We start from the raw sequence: 18624 nt of genomic DNA on the forward strand, positions 1-18624 counted from the left end.
TGCCTTCAGGCGCGTGGCCTACTTCGCGTTGGGGTTCGGCATCCAGGCCGGCATGGCGACATCGGCATGGGCGAACTGCGGCAGCTTGGCCGACAGGTCTTCCATGTTCTTGATGTCCTTGTCGATAAGTTCCTTCTGGGTGATCAGCGTCGGCGGCACGATGACGTTGTGGCCGGGATCCTCGCCGGCGAGCAGCTGCGCCAGCGCGCGCACCGAGACCTGGCCGACGACTGCCGGGTTGGTGGCGGCGGTGGCGGCCCAGGCGCTGTCCGGCTCGCGCATCGCGGCGATGTCGGACGTCGAGATGTCGGCCGAGTAGATCTTGATGCCCTTGTTGAGGCCGGCCTCGTCGACGGCGATCTTCACGCCCTTGGCGAACTCGTCGTAAGGCGCGAACATCACCTTGATATCGGGATGCGCCTGCAGCACCGAGCGCGCCTGGTTGGCGACGGAATTGGCGATCGGATTGTCGAGCGTGCCGAACATGGCGACCTCGCTGATGCCGGAATGTTTCTTCTTCACGTCGACCCAGGTTTCGTTGCGGCGGTCGAGCGGGGCGATGCCGGCGACATAGACATAGCCGGCCTTCCAGGCGTCGCCATTGTCCTTGACCGCCTGTTCGAGCGCGAGGCGCGCGAGATCGCGGTCGGACTGCTCGATCTGCGGGATCTTCGGGTTCTCGACATTGACGTCGAAGGCGACGACCTTGATGCCGGCGTCGACGGCGCGCTGGGCGGCGTCCTTCATCGATTCCGTCAGGCCGTGCTGGATGATGATGCCCTGCACGCCGAGCGCGATCGCCTGGTCGACCATGTCGGCCTGGAGCGCTGCGTCCTGGCGGCTGTCCAGCACGCGTAGATCGACGCCGAGCGCCTTGGCCTGCGCCTCTACGCCGGAGAGATAGGCCTGGAAGAAGTCGCCGGTGGAGAGATAGCGCACCAGCGCGATCTTGACGCCCGGCTTGTCGAATGGCGCCGGACGGTCCGCCGCCAATGCTGTGCCCTGCATGAGCAGCGCCGCGCCCGCGAGGCCGAGTGCGGCCTTCCCCAAAAGTCTTCTTGTGATGCTCACTTCGTCTTCCTCCGTTTTGTTCTCAATGCCCCGGTCGAAACTATCTCTTGCCCCTGCCGGAAAGGGCGAAGGTGAAGACAAGGGCGACGACGAGAACCGCGCCCTTGACGAAATCCTGCGTGTAGTAAGGGGCGTTCATCATCGTCAGGCCCTGCAGCAGGACGCCGACGAACACCGCGCCGACGGCCGTGCCGAAAGCGTTGGGCTTGGCGGCGCCGAGCACCGCGTAGCCGATAAGCGCCGCCGCTACTGCGTCGAGCAGCAGATTATTACCCGAGGCGATATCGCCGCGTCCAAGCCGGGCAGCGAGCAAAATCCCGCCGATCGAGGCAAAAACTCCCGAAATGACATAGGCCCAGATCTTGTATGCCTTGACAGGCGCGCCGGCCAGTTCGGCGGCGCGTTCGTTGCTGCCGACGGCATACATCATGCGGCCGAAGCGGGTGTATTCGAGGAAGAACCAGATGAGCGCGGCGAGCACGACCAGCACCACCACCGAGACCGGGATCAGGTTCGGAATGAAGAAGTCGATGCGGTGGCGGCCGACCGCCAGGAAGGCTTCCGAGAACTTGCCGTTGGCGACCGAGCCGTCGGGCATCGTCATGCCGGTGGCGATCGAGCGGCCTTCGGTCGGAATGCGTTGCAGGCCGAGCAGCAGGAACATCATGCCGAGCGTCGCGAGCAGATCCGGCACGCGCATGTAGACGATGAGCCAGCCATTGATGAGGCCGACGACCGCGCCGATCACGAGGCAGGCGATGACGGCGACGACGGCGTTCTGCTCCAGCACAACCATGGCATAGGAAGCCGCCATCATGGCGCTGGTGGCGACCGAGCCGATCGACAGATCGAAGCCGCCGACGACAAGTGTCGCGGTGACGCCGAGTGCCAGCACGCCGGTGATGGCGACCGACTGGAAGATGAAGACGGCGCTTTGCGGCGAGGCGAAGCCGTCGGCGGCGATCGCGAAATAGGCGATCAGCCCGACCAGCAGGATGATGAAACCATAGCGGATCGCATAGTCGCGCAATGTTATCGAACGCCCCCGCGCTGCTGCCCTCTCCGCCAAACTGGAACTCATGCCTGCACTCCAAGTCTCGTCATCCATACGATCTCACGCCGCGCTGGTGAGCGGCCCGCCGGCCACCTCAGCCAGCAGCCGATCGAGATCGATGTCATCGTTCCTGTGCTCGCCGACGATCGCGTGCTCCGACATCACCAGGATGCGGTCGGCGGTCTCCAGGGCCTCGTCGATCTCGGTGACGAAGAGCAGTGTGGCGCGGCCATCGGCGCTCGCCCTGAGCTTGGTTGCGATGTCGCGCCGAGCCGAGATATCGACGCCCTGGAACGGCTCGTCGAGGATGAACAGGCGCGAGGCCTGCGACATCCAGCGCGCCACCATCACCTTCTGCTGGTTGCCGCCCGAAAGCGCGGAAAGCTCGTCCTTCTCGGAGCGGCAGACGATGCCGAGCTCGTCGATCTGGCGGCGTGCGGCAGCCCGCTCTGCCCGCTTCTTCATGACACCGAAGCCGGACATGCGCTTGAGAAACGGCAGGCTGATGTTGCGTTCGATGTTGAAGCCGTCGACGATGCCGCTCATCGCGCGGTCCTTGGCCACGAGGAAGACGCCGGCAGCGATTGCCTCGCACGCGGATCCCGGTGCGTAGGGCTTACCGTCCATATGCATGGTGCCGGCGAGCGGCCTGCGCACGCCGAACAAAGTTTCGGCGAGCGCCGTCTTGCCGACGCCGACCAGGCCGGTGATCGCCACCACCTCCCCAGCGCCAAGCGTCATCGAGATTGGTCTGGCGCCGGGCGCCAGTTGCAGGCCTTGGGCGGTGAAGACCGCGCGCGCCGAGCTTCTGGCAATGACCCGGTCGAGCAGGATCTTGCGGCCGAGCATGGCATTGACCGCGCCCTCATAGTCGAGCGGCTTCCGGTCGAACACGCCGGAGACGACGCCGTCACGCATCGAGACGATGCGGTCTGCCAAGCGCCTGATGTCGGACATGCGATGCGAGATATAGAGGATCGCGACACCCTGCCCGCGCAGCCTGTCGATCAGCGCAAACAGCCGGTCGGCCTCGGCGCTCGACAGCGAGGAGGTCGGCTCGTCGAGGATCAGCACTTTCGGCTGGTGCGCCATGGCGCGGGCAATCGCGACCATCTGACGATCGGCGAGTGAGAGGTCCGCGACGCGTGCCTTAAGATCGAGCGTAAGCCCCATGCGGTCGGCGACGGCCCTGGCTTCGACGCGGACATTGGCGGGCTTGAACAGCAGCGATGCGCCCTTGCCGCTCAGCCGGTCGAGCGTCAGGTTGGTGGCGACGTCGAGATCTGCGACAACGCCGTCATTGATGTTCTGATGAACGGTGACGACACCGGCGCGGATCGCTTCTGCCGGCGAGCCGGGATCGAAGGCCTGGCCGGCGAGCCGCATCGTGCCGCCGCCGCGCGCGTACACGCCGCTGACGATCTTGACCAGGGTGGATTTGCCGGCGCCGTTGGCGCCCATCAGCACGGTGACCTCGCCCGCATAGAGATCCAGCGCGATGCCGCCAAGCACCTCGTTCTGGCCGAAGGATTTCCTCAGGCCGTCCACACGGAACACGGCATCTGCGCCCATTCGTTCCTCCCTGATCCATGACGCTATGGGCTCACTCGGCAATTGTCAACACGATTGACAATTGCCAGAGCGCTCCCTAGCTTGGCCCGGCCGCCGTGGCTCCGTTATCGTGGGACACCACGCGCAGGAGGGAGAGGATGACCGGGAAGTTCGAAGCATTGTCGGTGGAGACGCTGCCGAAGCGCCTCGGCGAGACCACAGCGCTTACCGAGCGCATTGGCAAGGACGCCGGCCACTGGAAAGTACGCGAGGTCGGCGACGGCAATCTGAACCTCGTTTTCATCGTCGAGGGCGACCAGGGCGCGGCGGTGGTCAAGCAGGCGCTGCCCTATGTGCGCCTGGTCGGCGACAGCTGGCCGCTGCCTTTGAAGCGCTCTTTCTTCGAGTATCACGCGCTGACGAGGCAACAGCGCCGAGCGCAAGGCTCGGTGCCCGCGATCTATTATTTCGACGAGGACCAGGCGCTAATTGTCATGGAGTATCTGGCGCCGCCCTACATCATCCTGCGTCGCGCGCTGATCGACGGCCGCGAGCTGCCGAACATTGCGCGCGACATCGGCCTGTTCATGGCCCGCACGCTGTTCCGCGGCTCGGACCTCTCAATGCCGACAAAAGAGCGCAAGGCCGATCTCGCGCTGTTCGCCGACAATGTCGAGCTCTGCGACATCACCGAGAACCTGGTGTTCTCCGATCCCTATTTCGACGCCGAGATGAACCGGCACACCAGCCCGCAGCTCGACCGCCTGGTGGCCGAATTGCGCGCCGACCGCGACCTCAAGGTCGAGGCGCAGCGGCTGAAGCACCTCTTCGCCGCCAATGCCGAAACACTGCTGCATGGCGACCTGCATTCCGGTTCGATCATGGTGACCGATACCGAGACCCGGATGATCGATCCGGAATTCGCCTTCTACGGCCCGATCGCCTTCGACGTCGGCATGCTGCTCGCCAATTTCTGGATGGCCTTCTTCTCGCAGCGGGGCCATGAGCAGAAAGGTAGCCGGGATTCGATGCGCGCCTACCTGCTTAAGGTCACGGCCGAGAGCTGGGCGGTGTTCCGCGCCGAGTTTTCGCATTTGTGGCGAACCGAGCGCACCGGCATCCTCTACCAGAAGAGCCTGTTCGAGGATCAGGGCGACCTGCTCGGTTCCGAACAGGCGCTCGACCACATGCTCTCCGGCATCTGGACCGACCTGCTCGGCTTCGCCGGCATCGAGGTGCACCGGCGTATCCTCGGTCTCGCCCACAATGCCGATTTCGAGACCATTGCCGACGCAGACCTTCGCGCCAAATGTGAAGCAAAGGCGCTGCGCTTCGGCCGCCACATCGCCGTGAACCGGCGTGAGATCCACAGCATCGACGAGGTCAACGCATTGGCCGCGCTGGTCGAACAGGAGAAGAGCCTTTGAAAGTCGGCGAACGCCACTATCGTACAATTTGGCTCAGCAACGACAAACGCTCGGTCGAGATCATCGACCAGCGCTGGCTGCCGCATGAGTTTCGCGTCGAGACGATCGGAACCGTTCCCAGCATCGCTACCGCGATCCGCGACATGTGGGTGCGCGGCGCGCCGCTGATCGGCGTCACCGCTGCCTACGGCGTCGCCATCCAGATGACCGACGATCCCTCGGACGAAGCGCTCGACGCGGCGTGGGAGACGCTGCACAAAACGCGACCGACGGCGATCAACCTGCGCTGGGCGCTGGACGAGATGCGGCGTTTTCTCAAGCCGCTGGCGCCGGGAGAGCGCGCCGAGGCCGCCTACCGGCGCGCCGCCGAGATCGCAGACGAGGATGTCGGGCTCAATCGCGCCATCGGCGAGAACGGGCTTGCCATCATCAAGGAGATCGCGGCGAAAAAGAAGCCTGGCGAGGCGGTCAACATTCTCACCCATTGCAATGCCGGTTGGCTGGCGACGGTCGACTACGGCACCGCCACGGCGCCAATCTATCTGGCGACGGAAGCCGGCATTCCGGTCCACGTCTATGTCGACGAGACCAGGCCGCGCAACCAGGGCGCCCAGCTGACCGCCTGGGAAATGGCCGGCCACGGCGTGCCGCACACGCTGATCGTCGATAACGCCGGCGGGCATCTGATGCAGCATGGCGACATCGACATGGTGATCGTCGGCACCGACCGCACGACGGCCAATGGCGACGTCTGCAACAAAATCGGCACCTATCTCAAGGCTTTAGCCGCCGCCGACAACGACGTCCCTTTCTATGTCGCGCTCCCCTCGCCCACCATCGACTGGACGGTCGCCGACGGGCTTGCGGAAATCCCGATCGAGGAGCGCGCGAGTGACGAGGTTTCGCTGGTGTGGGGTAGGACGGCCGACGGCAAGGTCGCGCAGGTGCGCGTCTCGCCCGACGCAACGCCGGCGGCAAATCCCGCCTTCGACGTGACGCCGGCTCGGCTGGTGACAGGGCTGATCACCGAGCGCGGCGTGGCGAAGGCTTCACGCGAGGGGCTGAAGGCGATGTTTCCCGAGCGCAGTTAATCTTCCCCGGTGCTCTCTGCCGTGCTCACGCCGCACAACTACCATGAGAGCGCCGAGCACCGCCGCTTCTTCCACGAGCATTTTTTTTTTTGGTGAAGGGCAAGGAAGCGGCGAAGGCCTGCGTTGAAATCCTTGCCGCGCGCGAGCGGATCGCCGCTTAGGCTCGACTCGGGCCGGATTTCAGCCCTGCAACAAGAATTGCGGCCGAAAAGGCTTCAAAAGGTTGCGGTAGGTTAGAAATCCGGCCAGAAGCAACGGGGCCGCCCGCCCGGGCGGCCCTTTCAAACACGGGCTCGAACCAGATACGGGAGACTATTCGTTGGCTCGCATCACACTGAGACAATTGCTCGACCATGCCGCCGAACAAGGCTACGGCGTGCCTGCCTTCAACATGAACAACATGGAACAGGGCCTCGCCATCATGGAGGCGGCCGAGGAGACCAAGTCGCCGGTCATCCTCCAGGCGAGCCGCGGGGCGCGCGCCTACGCCAACGATGTGGTGCTGGCCAAGCTGATCGACGCGCTGGTCGAGATTCACCCCGACATTCCGGTCTGCATGCATCTCGACCACGGCAACAACGAAGCGACCTGCGTCACCGCGATCCAGTACGGCTTCACCTCGGTCATGATGGACGGTTCGCTGAAGGAAGACGGCAAGTCCCCGGCCGACTACGCCTATAATTCAGGCATCACGCGCCGCGTCGTCGATATGGCGCATTGGGGCGGTGTCTCGGTGGAAGGCGAGATCGGCGTGCTCGGCTCGCTGGAGAGCGGCGGCGGCGAGCAGGAGGACGGCCACGGCGTCGAAGGCGCCATCAGCCACGATCAGTTGCTTACAGACCCGGTGCAAGCCGAGCAGTTCGTGCGCGACACCCATGTCGATGCGCTGGCGGTGGCCATGGGCACCAGCCACGGCGCCTACAAATTCTCGCGCAAGCCGGATGGCGCGGTGCTGGCGATGAACGTGATCGAGGAGATCCATCGCCGCCTGCCCAACATGCATCTGGTCATGCACGGCTCGTCATCGGTGCCGGAGGAGCTGCAGGAGATCATCAACAAATATGGCGGCCAGATGAAGCCGACCTGGGGCGTGCCGGTGGAAGAGATCCAGCGCGGCATCAAGCACGGCGTGCGCAAGATCAACATCGACACCGACAACCGCATGGCGCTGACCGGCGCGATCCGCAAGGTGCTGACCGAGAACCCGTCCGAGTTCGATCCGCGCAAATATCTGACGCCGGCCATGGCGGCGATGAAGAAGCTCTGCAAGGAACGTTTCGAGCAGTTCGGCACAGCCGGCAACGCGCCGAAGATCAAGCCGATCCCGTTGTCGGAAATGGCCAAGCGTTACAAGTCCGGCAGCCTCGACCCGAAGTTCGGCTGAGCCACCTCCTCCCGCGACTGGGTTCCAGCTGGTCGCGGGAGCACGCCCGCCCTCCCACGGCACCAGTCCCGCCGAACCTCACGTCATCGGCATTGGCCAAGGAACCATCCATAGCCGAGCATAGTTGAACTGTCCTGACGCAATGGAGGGTGCGCCGACCGGCGTCGCCGACGGGAAATGCTCGAGCCGCTCTGCTGCGACATGCCGCTTCATCCAACCTGGCCGGATCTCGTTGCGAGGCTGTTGCTGACACTGGTCGCGGGCTTCCTCATCGGCTTGAACCGCGAGGCACGCGGCCATTCCGCCGGCCTGCGGACGACCATCCTGGTCGGCCTCGCGGCGTGCGTCGCCATGGTCCAGGCCAACATGCTGCTCGACGTTGCCGGCAAGGGACCGGACTCATTCGTGCGCATGGATGTGCTGCGCTTTGCGCTCGGCGTGCTCACCGGCGTCGGCTTCATCGGCGGCGGCGCCATCCTCAGGCGCGGCGATCTCGTCACCGGAGTGACCACCGCCGCCACCATGTGGATCATGACGATGATCGGGCTGGCCTTCGGCGGCGGCCAGTTCGGCCTCGGCGCGATTGCTACAGCATTGACCCTGGTGACGCTGCAGGCCCTGAAGTGGGTCGACCTCAAGATCCCGCGCGACCACAAGGCGATCCTTGCGGTCTCATGGCCGAAGACAGCCCCGCCCGACCTCCAGGAGATCGTACGGCCGCTCGGATACGATGCCCGCTTCGTTGGCATGGAGCACGATGCCGACCGCGACCGTTTCGTGTTTTCCTTCCAAGTCAAATGGCGGCAGCCAGATGCAGTCGAGCCGTCAACTGAGGTGCTGGCGCTGGTCGGCCAACACTGCGAGATCGAGCGGTTTGAATTGATCAGCGAGAAAGCGCCCTGATCAGCGTCGGAAGGGTGGCGAACCTATTCGGCCGCGCTTGGCGTTTCCGAGTCCGGGCGAATAAGCTTGATGTCCGCTCCCGCCGCCCAGGCGCCGATGTCCTCCCGGCGCAGCGCCGCCGCCATCATGTCGGGAAAGTGCTCCGGCGTGCATGCGAAGACCGGGACGCCCAACGCCGCGACCGAGCCGGCCATGGAGGAGTCGTAGCCTGGACGGCCCTGGTCGGTGAGCGCCAGCAGCACAACGACATTGACGCCCGACCGCACCAACGCAACCAGCCGACGAAGCAGTTCCTGACCGTTGCCGCCTTCGTAGAGGTCGGTGATGAGAACAAAATGCGCCTTGGTCGGCCGCTCGATGCGCTCGGCGCAATAAGCGACCGCCTGGTTGATGTCGGTTCCGCCGCCAAGCTGGACGCCGAACAGCACCTCGACCGGATCGCTGAACTCGTCGGTCAGATCGACGATCGCGGTGTCAAAACAGACCAGCTTGGTGCGCACGACCGGCAAGGAGGCCATCACGGCAGCGAAGATCGAGGCGTAGATGACCGAACTTGCCATCGAGCCGGACTGATCGACGCAGAGCGTCACTTCGTCGAGGTCGACCAGCCGACGCTGGCGGCGCATGAAGCCGATGAGCTTTTCCGGCACCACGGTCTTGTGCTCTGGCTGGTAATGGCGAAGGTTCGCCGCGATCGTGCGCGGCCAGTCGATGTCGCGCTGCCGCGGCCGGTTGGTGCGCCTTGAACGGTCGAGCGCGCCGCGGATCGCCTCGGCGGTCTTCTGCTCGAGACGCTGCATCAGCTTGGCGACGATGTCGGAAATGATCGAGCGGGCAATATCCTTGGTCTTTTCCGGCATCGCCGAGCGCAACGAGACCAGGTCGGCAACGAGATTGACGTCGGCCTCGATCGCCTTGAGGAATTCCGGCTCCATCAGCATCTGCTTCAGGTTCAGGCGCTCGAAGGCGTCCTTCTGCACGACCTGGACCACCTGCTCGGGGAAGAAAGAGCGGATATCGCCCATCCATTGCGCGACGCGCGGCGCCGAACGGCCAAGCCCGCCGCGCCGCTTGCGCGGATCGCCGGCGTCGCCGCTGCCGTCGCCGTAGAGCGCATCGAGGGCTGCCGAAAGCCGCCGGTCCTCCTGCGACAGCGCCGAGGAGGACTCATCATCGGCGCCGATCGCTAGGCGCCAACGGCGCTCCCGCGTCCCTTCGATCGGATGAAGATCGGGTCCGACCGTTTCATCATCCATGGTTGGGCTCCTCCGTAAGCAGCTTGCCGAGGAGACCAAAATGCCGGCGCCAGGCGTCGCCGCCATCGGGTGCCGGCGTCAGTCCGGCGGGCAGGCTCGCCCTGCGGCCGAGCACGGCCTCGATCAGGCGGCGGCGCTCCATGCTGTCGAGATTGGAAAATACGCGGCGCAGCAAAGGCAGGTGCGCAACGAAGGCGTCCTCGTCGAGCGATGCCAGCCAGGAATCGACAGCGCCGCGCAGCCCTTCGTCATAGATCAGCCTCTGGCCGGCGCCGCTGAAGAAGCCTTCGAAAAAGGCGGCGGCGTCGATGACCGGCGTTCCGGGCGACAGCCGCTTTGCCAAAAGGCCGGCCGTTGCCTCGGCGGAGAGGTGCCCGGCCTCGTAGAGCAGATGTGCGGCGCAGCCAGCAACGAGCGCCGTCGAGCGCGATGAATCGAGAACGGTCGCAAGGCCGTTCCGCCAGGCATCCAGGACATGCTCGTCCGGCTCGACCAGCCTGATCGCCTCGTCGGCCTTCCGCAGCGCCGCCATCAGCGCTGCGGCGGCCTGCGCGTCGAGATCGCGCGCGGCGTAAGGCAGCGCGATCGCGCCTTCGATGACCAACCGCTCCAAGAGGCCGGCAAGGCGCTGCGTCTCGGTTTTGCGCGCTTCGCCATAGCGGATGATGTCGGCAAGCGGGGGCACCGACGCAAGGAGCTCCAGGCATTCGCTGCTATGCGCCGCCTTCTCCTCGAGCGCGGCGAGGCCGGCCGCGGACGCCTCGCTCAAGGCGGCGGTGATCGCGCTTTGCACCAGCGTGGCCAGAGCATCGAGCGTCGAAGCGGCGCCGATCATCTGGACAAGCCGGCCGTTGGCGGCCTTCTCGATGGTCGGTCCGTAAATCAGGTTTTCGACCAGGCGCACGGCGTATTCCGGCTGCCAGGCCAGCAGCCAGCGCTCGCGGAACGTGCCGCGGCTGCGGCCGACATCCGTCAGCCTGCCCCAGTTCACGCCGAGCACGTTCAGCCGGTGCAGAAGCGTGGACCGAAAGAGACCGCTCTCGCTGCGCAGGTCGATGGAGAGCTCGCGCTCCAGTGCTTCAGGCTTGAGCCGCGCGGCCTTCTGGTTGCGCTGCAAATCATCGATCAGCGGCGCGAGCGGCGTGTCGGCTGGAATCTCGCCGACATCGGCGCCGAGCAGAAGCTCGGCCTCGACCATCTTCCACAGCAAGGCCTCGCCGTTGAAGAGCGCCGCGATCGAGGCCTCGCGCAGTTCCTCGAAACCCGGTTTCGGGCGCTCGCGTATGGCGGCAAGCGCCCGCGCCAGACGCTCCGCCTCGATCAGCGAGGCGGTCGAAATCATATGGCCCTTCGCCCTGAGAACCGAAGCGATCCGCGCGAGCCACAGCACCGAAGCGTCATCCTGCCCGCGCGTCTGCCACAGGTGCTTGCTCCAGCCCGGCGCGACGACACCGGCGCCGTAGCCATAGCCCAGCGCCAGCCGCGGTCCGGTCCATGGCGCGAAGGTCATCGTGGTCTTGCGCCGGCCGATGCCCTTGAGCAGTGCCTGGTCGCTCTTTTGCGTATGCGCAGCTTGCAGGGCGGGCACATGCCACGCGCCGCAGACGACGGCCAGCGGTCCGTCGATTTCTTTTCGCGCGGCAGCGATCTCCAGTCGCATATGCGCCTCGCGCATGGCCTCGAATTTGCCAATGGACGTCTCGCCGTCGCGCAGCGTCGTCATCGCGTCGGCGATGGCCGCGAAGATCGGCCCGGGTGCGGGATTCTGCTCGATGATATCGGACCACCAGCTTTCGCCGTCCTCATAGCCGGCGGCGCGCGCCAAGGTGCCGATCGGATCAAGGATCCGCGAGCTTGCTTCGCTCTGCTCTTCGGTGGCCTCCGGTTCGTCCGCATCGGCGTCGGTCGAACCCTCGGGCCCTTGCTCGGCAAGCCGCGCGGCGGAGGGCAGGTCGATGAAACGCAGCGCCGCCTTGTTGGCGACGGCCCAAAGCGCCGCCTGATATTCGGGAGAGAATTCGGCGAAGGGCCAGAAGCGCGTCGCGGCGGGATCGTCCTCGGGGTAGCAAAGCAGCGCCACCGGCGGCTTCATGTCCGGGCTGGCAACCAGGGGCAGCAAGGGCGAGGCATCCACCGGCCCCTCGATCAGCACGGCGGCCGGCTGCAATTCCTGCAACGCTCTAACCAGGCTCGCGGCGGAGCCCGGCCCATGATGGCGAATGCCGAAATAGCTGATGCCGCCTTGCGTCATGGCTCAGATGGCCGCGTTGAGCGCCGCGTAATAACCGGCGTAGTCCGGCCGCTTCTTCAGCACCGTCTCCAGATATTCCTCCAGCACGACCTTGTCCTGGACCGGATCCTTGACGATGGCGCCGACCAGGCTTGGCGCCAGGCCTTCGGCGTGGAGCTTGCCGCCGTCGAACCAGGCCGCCTGGCTGAGGCCGCTGATCATCGTGGCGATCGCCTCGGCGGTGGAGAGCGAGCCCGACGGCGTCTTCAGCGTCACCTTGCCGTCCGAGGTCGCGCCGGAGCGCAGCTCGCGGAAGATGGTCAGCACGCGCGCGATCTCCTCGCCGACATTTTTCGGCACCGGCAGGTCCAGTCCGCCGGCCATCTCGCCGACGCGCCGAGACACGATCGAGACCTCTTCCGCCATGTCCTCCGGCTGCGGCAGCACCACGACATTGAAACGGCGCTTCAGCGCCGAGGAGAGTTCGTTGACGCCCTTGTCGCGATTGTTCGCGGTGGCGATGATGTTGAAGCCGCGCTGCGCGTAAATCGAGGTGTTCAGCTCCGGCACCGGCATCATCTTTTCGGACAGCACGGTGATCAGCGTGTCCTGCACGTCGGAGCCCATGCGCGTCAGCTCTTCCAAGCGGCAGAGCTTGCCTTCCTGCATGGCGCGGTAGAGCGGCGTCGGCACCAGCGCCTCCTGGCTCGGCCCCTTCGCCAAGAGCTGCGCATAGTTCCAGCCGTAGCGGATCTGATTCTCGTCGGTGCCGGCCGTGCATTGCACGATCAGCGTCGAGTTTCCCATGATGGCGCCGGCGAGATGTTCCGAGACCCAGGATTTTGCCGTTCCCGGCACGCCGAGCAGGAGCAGCGCCCGGTCGGTCGCGAGCGTCGCCACCGCGGTTTCCATCAATTGCCGACGTCCGACATATTTCGGGGTGATAAGCGTGCCGTCGCCCGCCTTGCCGCCCATCAGGTAAGTGAGGACAGCCTTGGGCGACAGGCTCCAGCCGGCAGGCTTCTGGCGGTCGTCGTCGCGCGCGAGCGCCTGCAGTTCGGAGGCATAGACCTGCTCGGCCGGAAGACGGATGGCTGCGTTCATGCGATCTTCTCCGGGTTGATCATCTGTCGGATTGCGAAGGGTTTCCGGCCAGCGCCGCATTGAGCCGCAGCAGGCCGAGGGATGGGGAAGCGGGCGACAGGCCGGCGGCGATCACCTCGTCGATCAATTTTTCCGCCGCCTCCGGATTGGCCAGAAAGCCTAGGGTCTGGAGATACTGCTCGGCGCTTCGTTTCATGACGTCGTTGTCACCCGAGACGGCGGAACGCAGCGCTGGAATCGTCTTGCTCCTTGCGAGGTCGCTCCATTCCAGCCAGCCTGCTTCCGCGCCTTCGACCAGGTTGAGCGCGGCCAGATTTTGCCCATCATCCAGGATCTGCCTGATCAGGACACGCTTCCTGCCGTTGTCCAAGCGCGACATGAGCTGGAGGACGAGAAGCGCCGGCCTGCCGCCGGCGGCGACAAGCAAATCCGCCAAACAGGCGACCGCCGCATCGCTGCCGGACACCGCGATCATTCGAACGAGAAAGAGATCGGCACCCTCATCGACGCCGAACTGCCATGCGCCAATGAAATCGGGCTCAGTCTTGCCGAATTGGGCGATGAGATCGCCGAAGTAACAGGACGCGAACAGGTCGGCGCGACGCGACTGTTGCGCAGGCGACTTGGGTTTTATCGGCGTGTAGGTGGTTCGGCGGCGGATGAAGCCGGATTTGCCTTCCTCGATGAAAGCGGCGAGCTCGGCTATCGGATCTTTCGACGCGCCATCCGCTGGATCGCTACGTTCACCCAACCTTGCCAGGAGCCGGCCGGCCGTTTCGCGCACCTTGCCTGAGCGATCGGCGGACAGGCTCTTTAGAAATGGAATGTCATCGGCACTCAAGCCGAAGCGCATCAGTTCCACGAGCGCAAGCCTGACCTCCGCCTGCTCGCTCGCTCCCTTGGTCTCAATCAACGTCCGCGCCAAGACAGGCATGGTGCGCCGTAATTCGACCAAAGCTGTACGGCGCGCGGCAGGATAAAAATCATCCCAGGTTTCAGCGGTGAGTTGTCCTCGTCGAGACTGCCTGTCGCCATCCGCGCCTGCTTGCCAGTCGACCCAGGGAGCATAGATATCTGGGCTTTCCTGATCCGAGGCAGCGGGCATCCAATCCATCGGATGCAGCACGAAGCCTCGGCTGGCGACGAGTGTGGCCACGCGGGTCTTGAGCCTCGCATCAGCGGCGTATTTCAATACGGCACGCAGCAACGGTCGCAGCCAATCAGGAAGCATCGGCAGGGCCAGCATCGGCAGCGGCGGACGGCGTTTCAAGGTTTTGGGCGCCGCCGGCCGAAGCGCGACATCCAGCGCCTGCGCGGCGATCGCCAAGAGCCGACGTTCCTGCTCGTCCGAGCTGGAGGCAGCCGCGAACTCCTTCCATTCGGCGGGCGCCAATTCGAAAGCGGCGCCGCCCGAAATCCAGTTGTCGCGAAGCCTCGCCAGCCCTGCCTGCTCGAGCTCGTTCATGAGAGATTGAGCCTCCCGATGCTGCTTTGTGAGGCCAGAAGCTCGAGCCTGGCGCCGTTCCACAGCGCTGCCGTGACTGTCAGATCGAGGCCAAGCAAGGTCTGGTTGACGGAGCCGGCGACAGGCAGGGCGATGCCATGCGAATCGTTCGCCGCCGCCTGCCACCAGGCGCCATCCTTCTCGTCCAGCGCGATCGCGCCCGCCGGCAGGAGGATCGGACAGTCGGACAGCCACGGCGCGCCGTCCTGGAAAGCTGCATAGGCGGCCAGCGGATCGCCGGCAGCGTTCGGAGCAAAATCGGGCCAATTGCCGGGCGACGCATCGCCCAGGCGTTCTGCGACCAGTGCGCGAAGCGGAATTCGGGATGGATAGAACACCAACCTCGCCTTGAAGCGATCCCCCGGCGCGAAGGCGCCGGAGCGGCGCCCGGCCGAGGCCGGGAAGAAGTCCAGGAGGACGGCAAATCGTGGAATTGGGCTTTTCAGATCGAGCAGCCAGGTCGCGTGGCTGACCAGGCCGTCGCGACGGGTCTCGATCTTCTCACCCAGCACCTCCCAGTCGCTCTCGACCTGGAGGGCATCCGGATTGGCAAGCATCTGGTCACGTGCTTCGGATGTCGAGACCAGGCGCTTCAGCTCGGCATCGTCGGGCGCGGCACGCCAGGCCTTGGCGAGCAGCACCAGCTTACCCAGCTCGCGGATAGCGGCGTCCGGCCGCTCTTCGCTGCGCAGCGCCATCAGTTTCGCGGGCAGCTCGTCGATGCGCCCGGCCAAAGCGGTCGCCTTGAGGTCTACAAGCCGCGCCGCGATGCGGCGGCAGCGTTCGCTGCTGGCGTCGACAAATCCGGCAAGGCCGAGCCGAAGCTGGTCGGCGATCCATTGATCGAGCTCATCCAGCGCGGCCGAAACGGCGCTTCGCGTATCCTCGGCCCGCTTGCGCTGCGCCGTCTCGCGGCGTTCGGCGGCCGCGGCGTCTTCTACAGGAGCGCTTTGCTCGGGCCGCAACGCCTCGTCGATGCTTTTGCTTTCCGCGCTTGCCGGCGCCGGCGTCGGCGACTGGCCCGGCTTGCGGCGCCGGCCGAGCCAGTCATTGATCCATTCCGGCGTCTGGTCGACCCGATCGAAGCTGGCGGGCGCGGTGGCGCCGATCCACATCAGCCCCAGTATGTGCTTGCACGGAAATTTTCGCGATGGACAGGTGCATTTGTAGCCGTGGTCGCGGGCATCGAATGCGACGCGGTAGGGATTCGCTCCCGAGCCCTGGCATTCGCCCCAGATGAGGCCCAGCTGTTCGTTTGTCTCGAGGCGGGGCCAGTTCGACCGCTTGGTCAGCTTGGCGGCGGCGCCGAGCGAGGCCTGGTCGGGCGCGAGCGCCTCGATTGTTGTCAAATCCAGCTGCAAGCCGCTCCCTCATGGCCCCCGAAGCATGATGTCGCGACGATAGATACCTGTTTGCGGCGCGCTGGTGTAGCTCCAGCCGCTGAAAAGTTGGTGCCTTGTCTAACGTTGCGTTGCCCTGTTCATCGTCAGGCGCGCGAACCCACCAGGACGGCGTGCACAGCATAGGCGCGGCGATCCTCGGCGCCGACGGGCAGCCGATCGGCACGCTGTCGATCGCCTCCCCTGTCTCGCGCGTCGACGATGCGGTCGCGGCCGCCCAGGGCGAGGCGGCGATCAGGGCGGCGAGGCTCATCTCGGCGCGGCTGACCGGCGAGGCATGACTCATCTTCCCCGTTGCGGCGAAGATGGTTAGGTGCTGCCGACGCCGTCCCGATGGCAGCTGGCGTCGTGCCCCAGCTTCTCCAAGCCTGACTTCATCATCTGCCTCCTCCACCAGTCGCTTCGCGTTCCGCAACCGGCGGATTTCGCGGCTGAATTCCTCGCCGTCAAACAGCGTCCTGGTAAAATTCGATCGGCAGTCCATCGGGATCGGCGATGAAGGTAAACAATCGTCCCGTGTATGGATCTGTTCGGATGGGCTCCACCTCGACGTCTCGCGACCGAAGCAGCTCGGCTGTTGCCTCGACCGAGGCGACCGAGAATGCAATATGCCTTAATCCACAGGCCTCGGGCCTGCTGGGCCGGCTTGGCGGATCAGGGAAACTGAACAGTTCGATCTGGATGGGACCGTGACGCAAATCGCACTTCCAAGACTGCCTTTCGGGGCGCCAGTTTTCGGCCAGAACGACGAAACCGAGCTTGTTCGTGTAGAACTGCTTGGAGGTCTCATAGTCACTGCAGATGATTGCGACATGATGGACAGCCAGGAGCATCAGATTGGCCTCGCGTAAGCGTCGATAACGGCGACCCAGCACAGTCGCATCGGGTATACCTTGGCGCAACCAGGCGCCGACACCGGCCGTGCCGGCTTGGGCGAGCATCTCCACAAAGTCCGGCCACCCTCCCCTCGAGGGGAGCTTATCCGAGCGCTATCCACGCCGTCCTGAGGTCGGTGTACTTCTCGATCGCGTGCTGCGACTTGTCTCTGCCGAAGCCGGACTGCTTGAAGCCGCCGAGCGGTACCGTGATGTCGGCGCCGCCATAGGTGTTGACGTGGACGACGCCGGCATTGATGGCGCGCACCATGCGATGCGCGGTCGAATGCTTCGAGGTCCACACGGCAGAAGCAAGACCATAGACGGTGGCGTTGGCAAGGCGCACCGCCTCTTCCTGGCTTTCGAAGCGCATGACGCCGAGCGCCGGCACGCACAATGTGATGTTCGGCCGCGTCGTCGACGTCCGCCATGGCAGCGACGAGGCGGCGCTGCTCTATGTCGGGCGCAACTACATGCAGCCCAGCGCGCTGGGGAGTTTCGGTGGCTAGTCGGGTCAGTCCGGCGCTGACTCCGACTCGATCAGGCTTTCCAGCATGTCCAGCAGGCGTTCGTGCTGCTCGGCGCCGTAACGCTTCTCGATGGCCTCGTAGATGGCGGTGCGCTCGGGCGCCAGCTCCTCGATCAGCGCCACGCCGGCCGGGCTGATGGCGAGCAGTGCGCGGCGGCCGTCATCCTTGACCTTGTTGCGGGTGATGAATTCGCGCTCGTCCAGTGCTTTGATGATGCGGGTGAGGCTGGGCGGCAGGATCGAGGCGCGGTTGGCGAGCTCGGTCGCTTCCAGCGGACCGGTCTCGGCAAGCACGCGCAGCACGCGCCATTGCTGCTCGGTGATGTCGTGGCGAGCAAGCATCGGACGAAAATGCGCCATGATCACTTCGCGAGCGCGAAGCAGAGCCATGGGCAGGGAACGGCGGGTGCTGGGCGGCAGCAGAGTCAACTCTCCGAAAAGTTCCAGTCCAGTACGACTCGCAACAGAAATTAACGCTCGGATCGCAGCTATATCCGCGATTTCTCCGAGAGCGGCAATCCCGTCCCCGACGACCCCGTCGACATGGAGACCAAGCACTTGACATTCGGTCGCCAAGCCCTTGCCCCACATGGGGATCGAATATTCGGCGAATCTCGACGCGAAGGTCGAGATGAGCGAGCTTTGCGCGCTCGTTTCATGCATCATCCTCGAGACGCGGCCTGTTCGAGCCCGGCGCCGCGCGGGTGCGCGCCTTCCGTGCAGATGCCTATGCGATCGCGGACCGGCTCCCCGAGAACGGCTTCATCGACATGAACTTCCGCATCGGCAGGGGCCGCAGCGCGGAGGAGAAGAAGCGGACCGGCGAGGCGATCTTCAACGGGGGTCATCGCGCGCGTTCTATGTCGACACGCTCGGCCTGCAGGTGAGCGACGAGACCAGCGACGCGATCTATCCGCGCGCGCTGGAGGAGCGCGGCCACGCCAGCCCGCGCGAGGCAGACCTGCGCTGGATCGGCGCCATCGTGTCGCAACGGCGAGGTGGAGGAGACGGGGCTCGGTGCCGGCGTGCTCGATCATCCGGCCAAGGGCATTGTGTGGCTCGCCGACCGGCTGCATCAGTACGGCATGCAAATCGAGGCCGGACAGGTGGTGCTGTCGGGCTCCTTCATCCGGCCGGTCGAATGCCGGCATGGCGATCGGATCGTCTCGGATTTCGGGCCCCTTGGTGCGATCCGCATCGCTTTCGCCTGACCGGCCGCGCGAATTTGCAAGCTGCGCGCTGCCC

Annotated in this window: 16 protein-coding genes and 4 pseudogenes; 9 read left to right on the top strand and 11 right to left on the bottom strand. The window is 65.2% G+C overall.

Annotated features, from left to right (window positions below; all coding sequences use genetic code 11):
* Positions 1 to 18: 18 nt before the first annotated feature.
* From CK215_RS07125 to CK215_RS07135, 3 genes are all read right to left on the bottom strand, one after another.
* Positions 19 to 1071 carry a substrate-binding domain-containing protein gene (locus CK215_RS07125; protein WP_066988974.1) on the bottom strand — a complete coding sequence of 351 codons (1053 nt, stop codon included), beginning with the start codon at positions 1069 to 1071 and terminating at the stop codon, positions 19 to 21.
* A 40-nt stretch (positions 1072 to 1111) separates the two neighbouring features.
* Entirely contained in the window at positions 1112 to 2107 is a 996-nt protein-coding gene (locus CK215_RS07130; protein WP_095830611.1) for an ABC transporter permease, read from the bottom strand.
* A gap of 78 nt (positions 2108 to 2185) precedes the next feature.
* Positions 2186 to 3697, bottom strand: coding sequence for a sugar ABC transporter ATP-binding protein (locus tag CK215_RS07135; protein WP_066988976.1), 1512 nt, complete (start codon positions 3695 to 3697; stop codon positions 2186 to 2188).
* Between the two features lie 137 nt (positions 3698 to 3834).
* Between CK215_RS07135 and mtnK the strand changes: the two genes are divergently transcribed.
* The 5 genes and pseudogenes from mtnK to CK215_RS07160 all read left to right on the top strand — a co-directional run bounded on the left by mtnK (position 3835) and on the right by CK215_RS07160 (position 8481).
* Positions 3835 to 5103: an S-methyl-5-thioribose kinase gene (gene mtnK / locus CK215_RS07140; protein WP_095776268.1), complete on the top strand. Its 1269-nt coding sequence runs from the start codon at positions 3835 to 3837 to the stop codon at positions 5101 to 5103.
* Positions 5100 to 6194: an S-methyl-5-thioribose-1-phosphate isomerase gene (gene mtnA / locus CK215_RS07145; RefSeq protein ID WP_095830497.1), complete on the top strand. Its 1095-nt coding sequence runs from the start codon at positions 5100 to 5102 to the stop codon at positions 6192 to 6194. Before mtnK ends, mtnA begins: the two co-directional genes overlap by 4 nt.
* A 6-nt stretch (positions 6195 to 6200) precedes the next feature.
* Positions 6201 to 6355: pseudogene (locus CK215_RS31725) on the top strand (6,7-dimethyl-8-ribityllumazine synthase); the annotation flags it as partial.
* A gap of 158 nt (positions 6356 to 6513) precedes the next feature.
* A complete protein-coding gene (fba, locus tag CK215_RS07155; RefSeq protein WP_066988983.1) occupies positions 6514 to 7578 on the top strand; it encodes a class II fructose-bisphosphate aldolase in 1065 nt (354 codons plus the stop codon).
* Between the two features lie 177 nt (positions 7579 to 7755).
* A complete protein-coding gene (locus tag CK215_RS07160; RefSeq protein WP_095776270.1) occupies positions 7756 to 8481 on the top strand; it encodes an MgtC/SapB family protein in 726 nt (241 codons plus the stop codon).
* A 23-nt stretch (positions 8482 to 8504) separates the two neighbouring features.
* Here CK215_RS07160 and CK215_RS07165 read toward each other — a convergent pair whose 3' ends face one another.
* From CK215_RS07165 to CK215_RS07185, 5 genes are read right to left on the bottom strand one after another with little or no spacing between them, the layout of a single operon-like run.
* Entirely contained in the window at positions 8505 to 9737 is a 1233-nt protein-coding gene (locus CK215_RS07165; RefSeq protein WP_095830498.1) for a VWA domain-containing protein, read from the bottom strand.
* The gene (locus tag CK215_RS07170) at positions 9730 to 11988 is read right to left on the bottom strand and encodes a DUF5682 family protein (RefSeq protein ID WP_095830499.1); all 2259 of its coding nucleotides are present in this window, start codon (positions 11986 to 11988) and stop codon (positions 9730 to 9732) included. The genes CK215_RS07165 and CK215_RS07170 overlap by 8 nt, the downstream gene beginning before the upstream one ends.
* A 3-nt stretch (positions 11989 to 11991) precedes the next feature.
* A complete protein-coding gene (locus CK215_RS07175; protein ID WP_095830500.1) occupies positions 11992 to 13071 on the bottom strand; it encodes an AAA family ATPase in 1080 nt (359 codons plus the stop codon).
* A gap of 19 nt (positions 13072 to 13090) precedes the next feature.
* Positions 13091 to 14536, bottom strand: coding sequence for a DUF5691 domain-containing protein (locus CK215_RS07180; RefSeq protein WP_095830501.1), 1446 nt, complete (start codon positions 14534 to 14536; stop codon positions 13091 to 13093).
* Entirely contained in the window at positions 14533 to 15936 is a 1404-nt protein-coding gene (locus CK215_RS07185) for an SWIM zinc finger family protein (protein ID WP_095830502.1), read from the bottom strand. Before CK215_RS07185 ends, CK215_RS07180 begins: the two co-directional genes overlap by 4 nt.
* 152 nt (positions 15937 to 16088) lie before the next feature.
* On the opposite strand from CK215_RS07185, the gene CK215_RS07190 reads away from it, so the two are divergent.
* Positions 16089 to 16256: an IclR family transcriptional regulator C-terminal domain-containing protein gene (locus CK215_RS07190; RefSeq protein WP_170950242.1), complete on the top strand. Its 168-nt coding sequence runs from the start codon at positions 16089 to 16091 to the stop codon at positions 16254 to 16256.
* A 165-nt stretch (positions 16257 to 16421) separates the two neighbouring features.
* Here the strand turns inward: CK215_RS07190 and CK215_RS07195 are convergent, their stop codons facing one another.
* Positions 16422 to 16916, bottom strand: coding sequence for a VOC family protein (locus CK215_RS07195; RefSeq protein ID WP_245418626.1), 495 nt, complete (start codon positions 16914 to 16916; stop codon positions 16422 to 16424).
* Between the two features lie 37 nt (positions 16917 to 16953).
* A pseudogene (locus tag CK215_RS07200) lies at positions 16954 to 17238 on the bottom strand (aldehyde dehydrogenase family protein); the annotation flags it as partial.
* Between CK215_RS07200 and CK215_RS07205 the strand changes: the two are divergent.
* The gene (locus tag CK215_RS07205; protein WP_348628586.1) at positions 17222 to 17359 is read left to right on the top strand and encodes a flavin reductase family protein; all 138 of its coding nucleotides are present in this window, start codon (positions 17222 to 17224) and stop codon (positions 17357 to 17359) included. The pseudogene CK215_RS07200 and the gene CK215_RS07205 sit on opposite strands and share 17 nt — an antisense overlap.
* 5 nt (positions 17360 to 17364) lie before the next feature.
* Here the strand turns inward: CK215_RS07205 and hpaR are convergent, their stop codons facing one another.
* Positions 17365 to 17769, bottom strand: a complete 405-nt coding sequence (gene hpaR / locus CK215_RS07210) for a homoprotocatechuate degradation operon regulator HpaR (RefSeq protein ID WP_245418627.1) — start codon at positions 17767 to 17769, stop codon at positions 17365 to 17367.
* Positions 17770 to 17959: 190 nt separating this feature from the next.
* Here hpaR and CK215_RS07215 point away from each other — a divergent pair.
* A pseudogene (locus CK215_RS07215) lies at positions 17960 to 18212 on the top strand (5-carboxymethyl-2-hydroxymuconate isomerase); the annotation flags it as partial.
* Positions 18213 to 18325: 113 nt separating this feature from the next.
* A pseudogene (locus CK215_RS07220) lies at positions 18326 to 18590 on the top strand (2-oxo-hepta-3-ene-1,7-dioic acid hydratase); the annotation flags it as partial.
* Positions 18591 to 18624 lie beyond the last annotated feature (34 nt).

The organism is Mesorhizobium sp. WSM3864 (assembly GCF_002294955.1).
GTDB lineage: Bacteria > Pseudomonadota > Alphaproteobacteria > Rhizobiales > Rhizobiaceae > Mesorhizobium.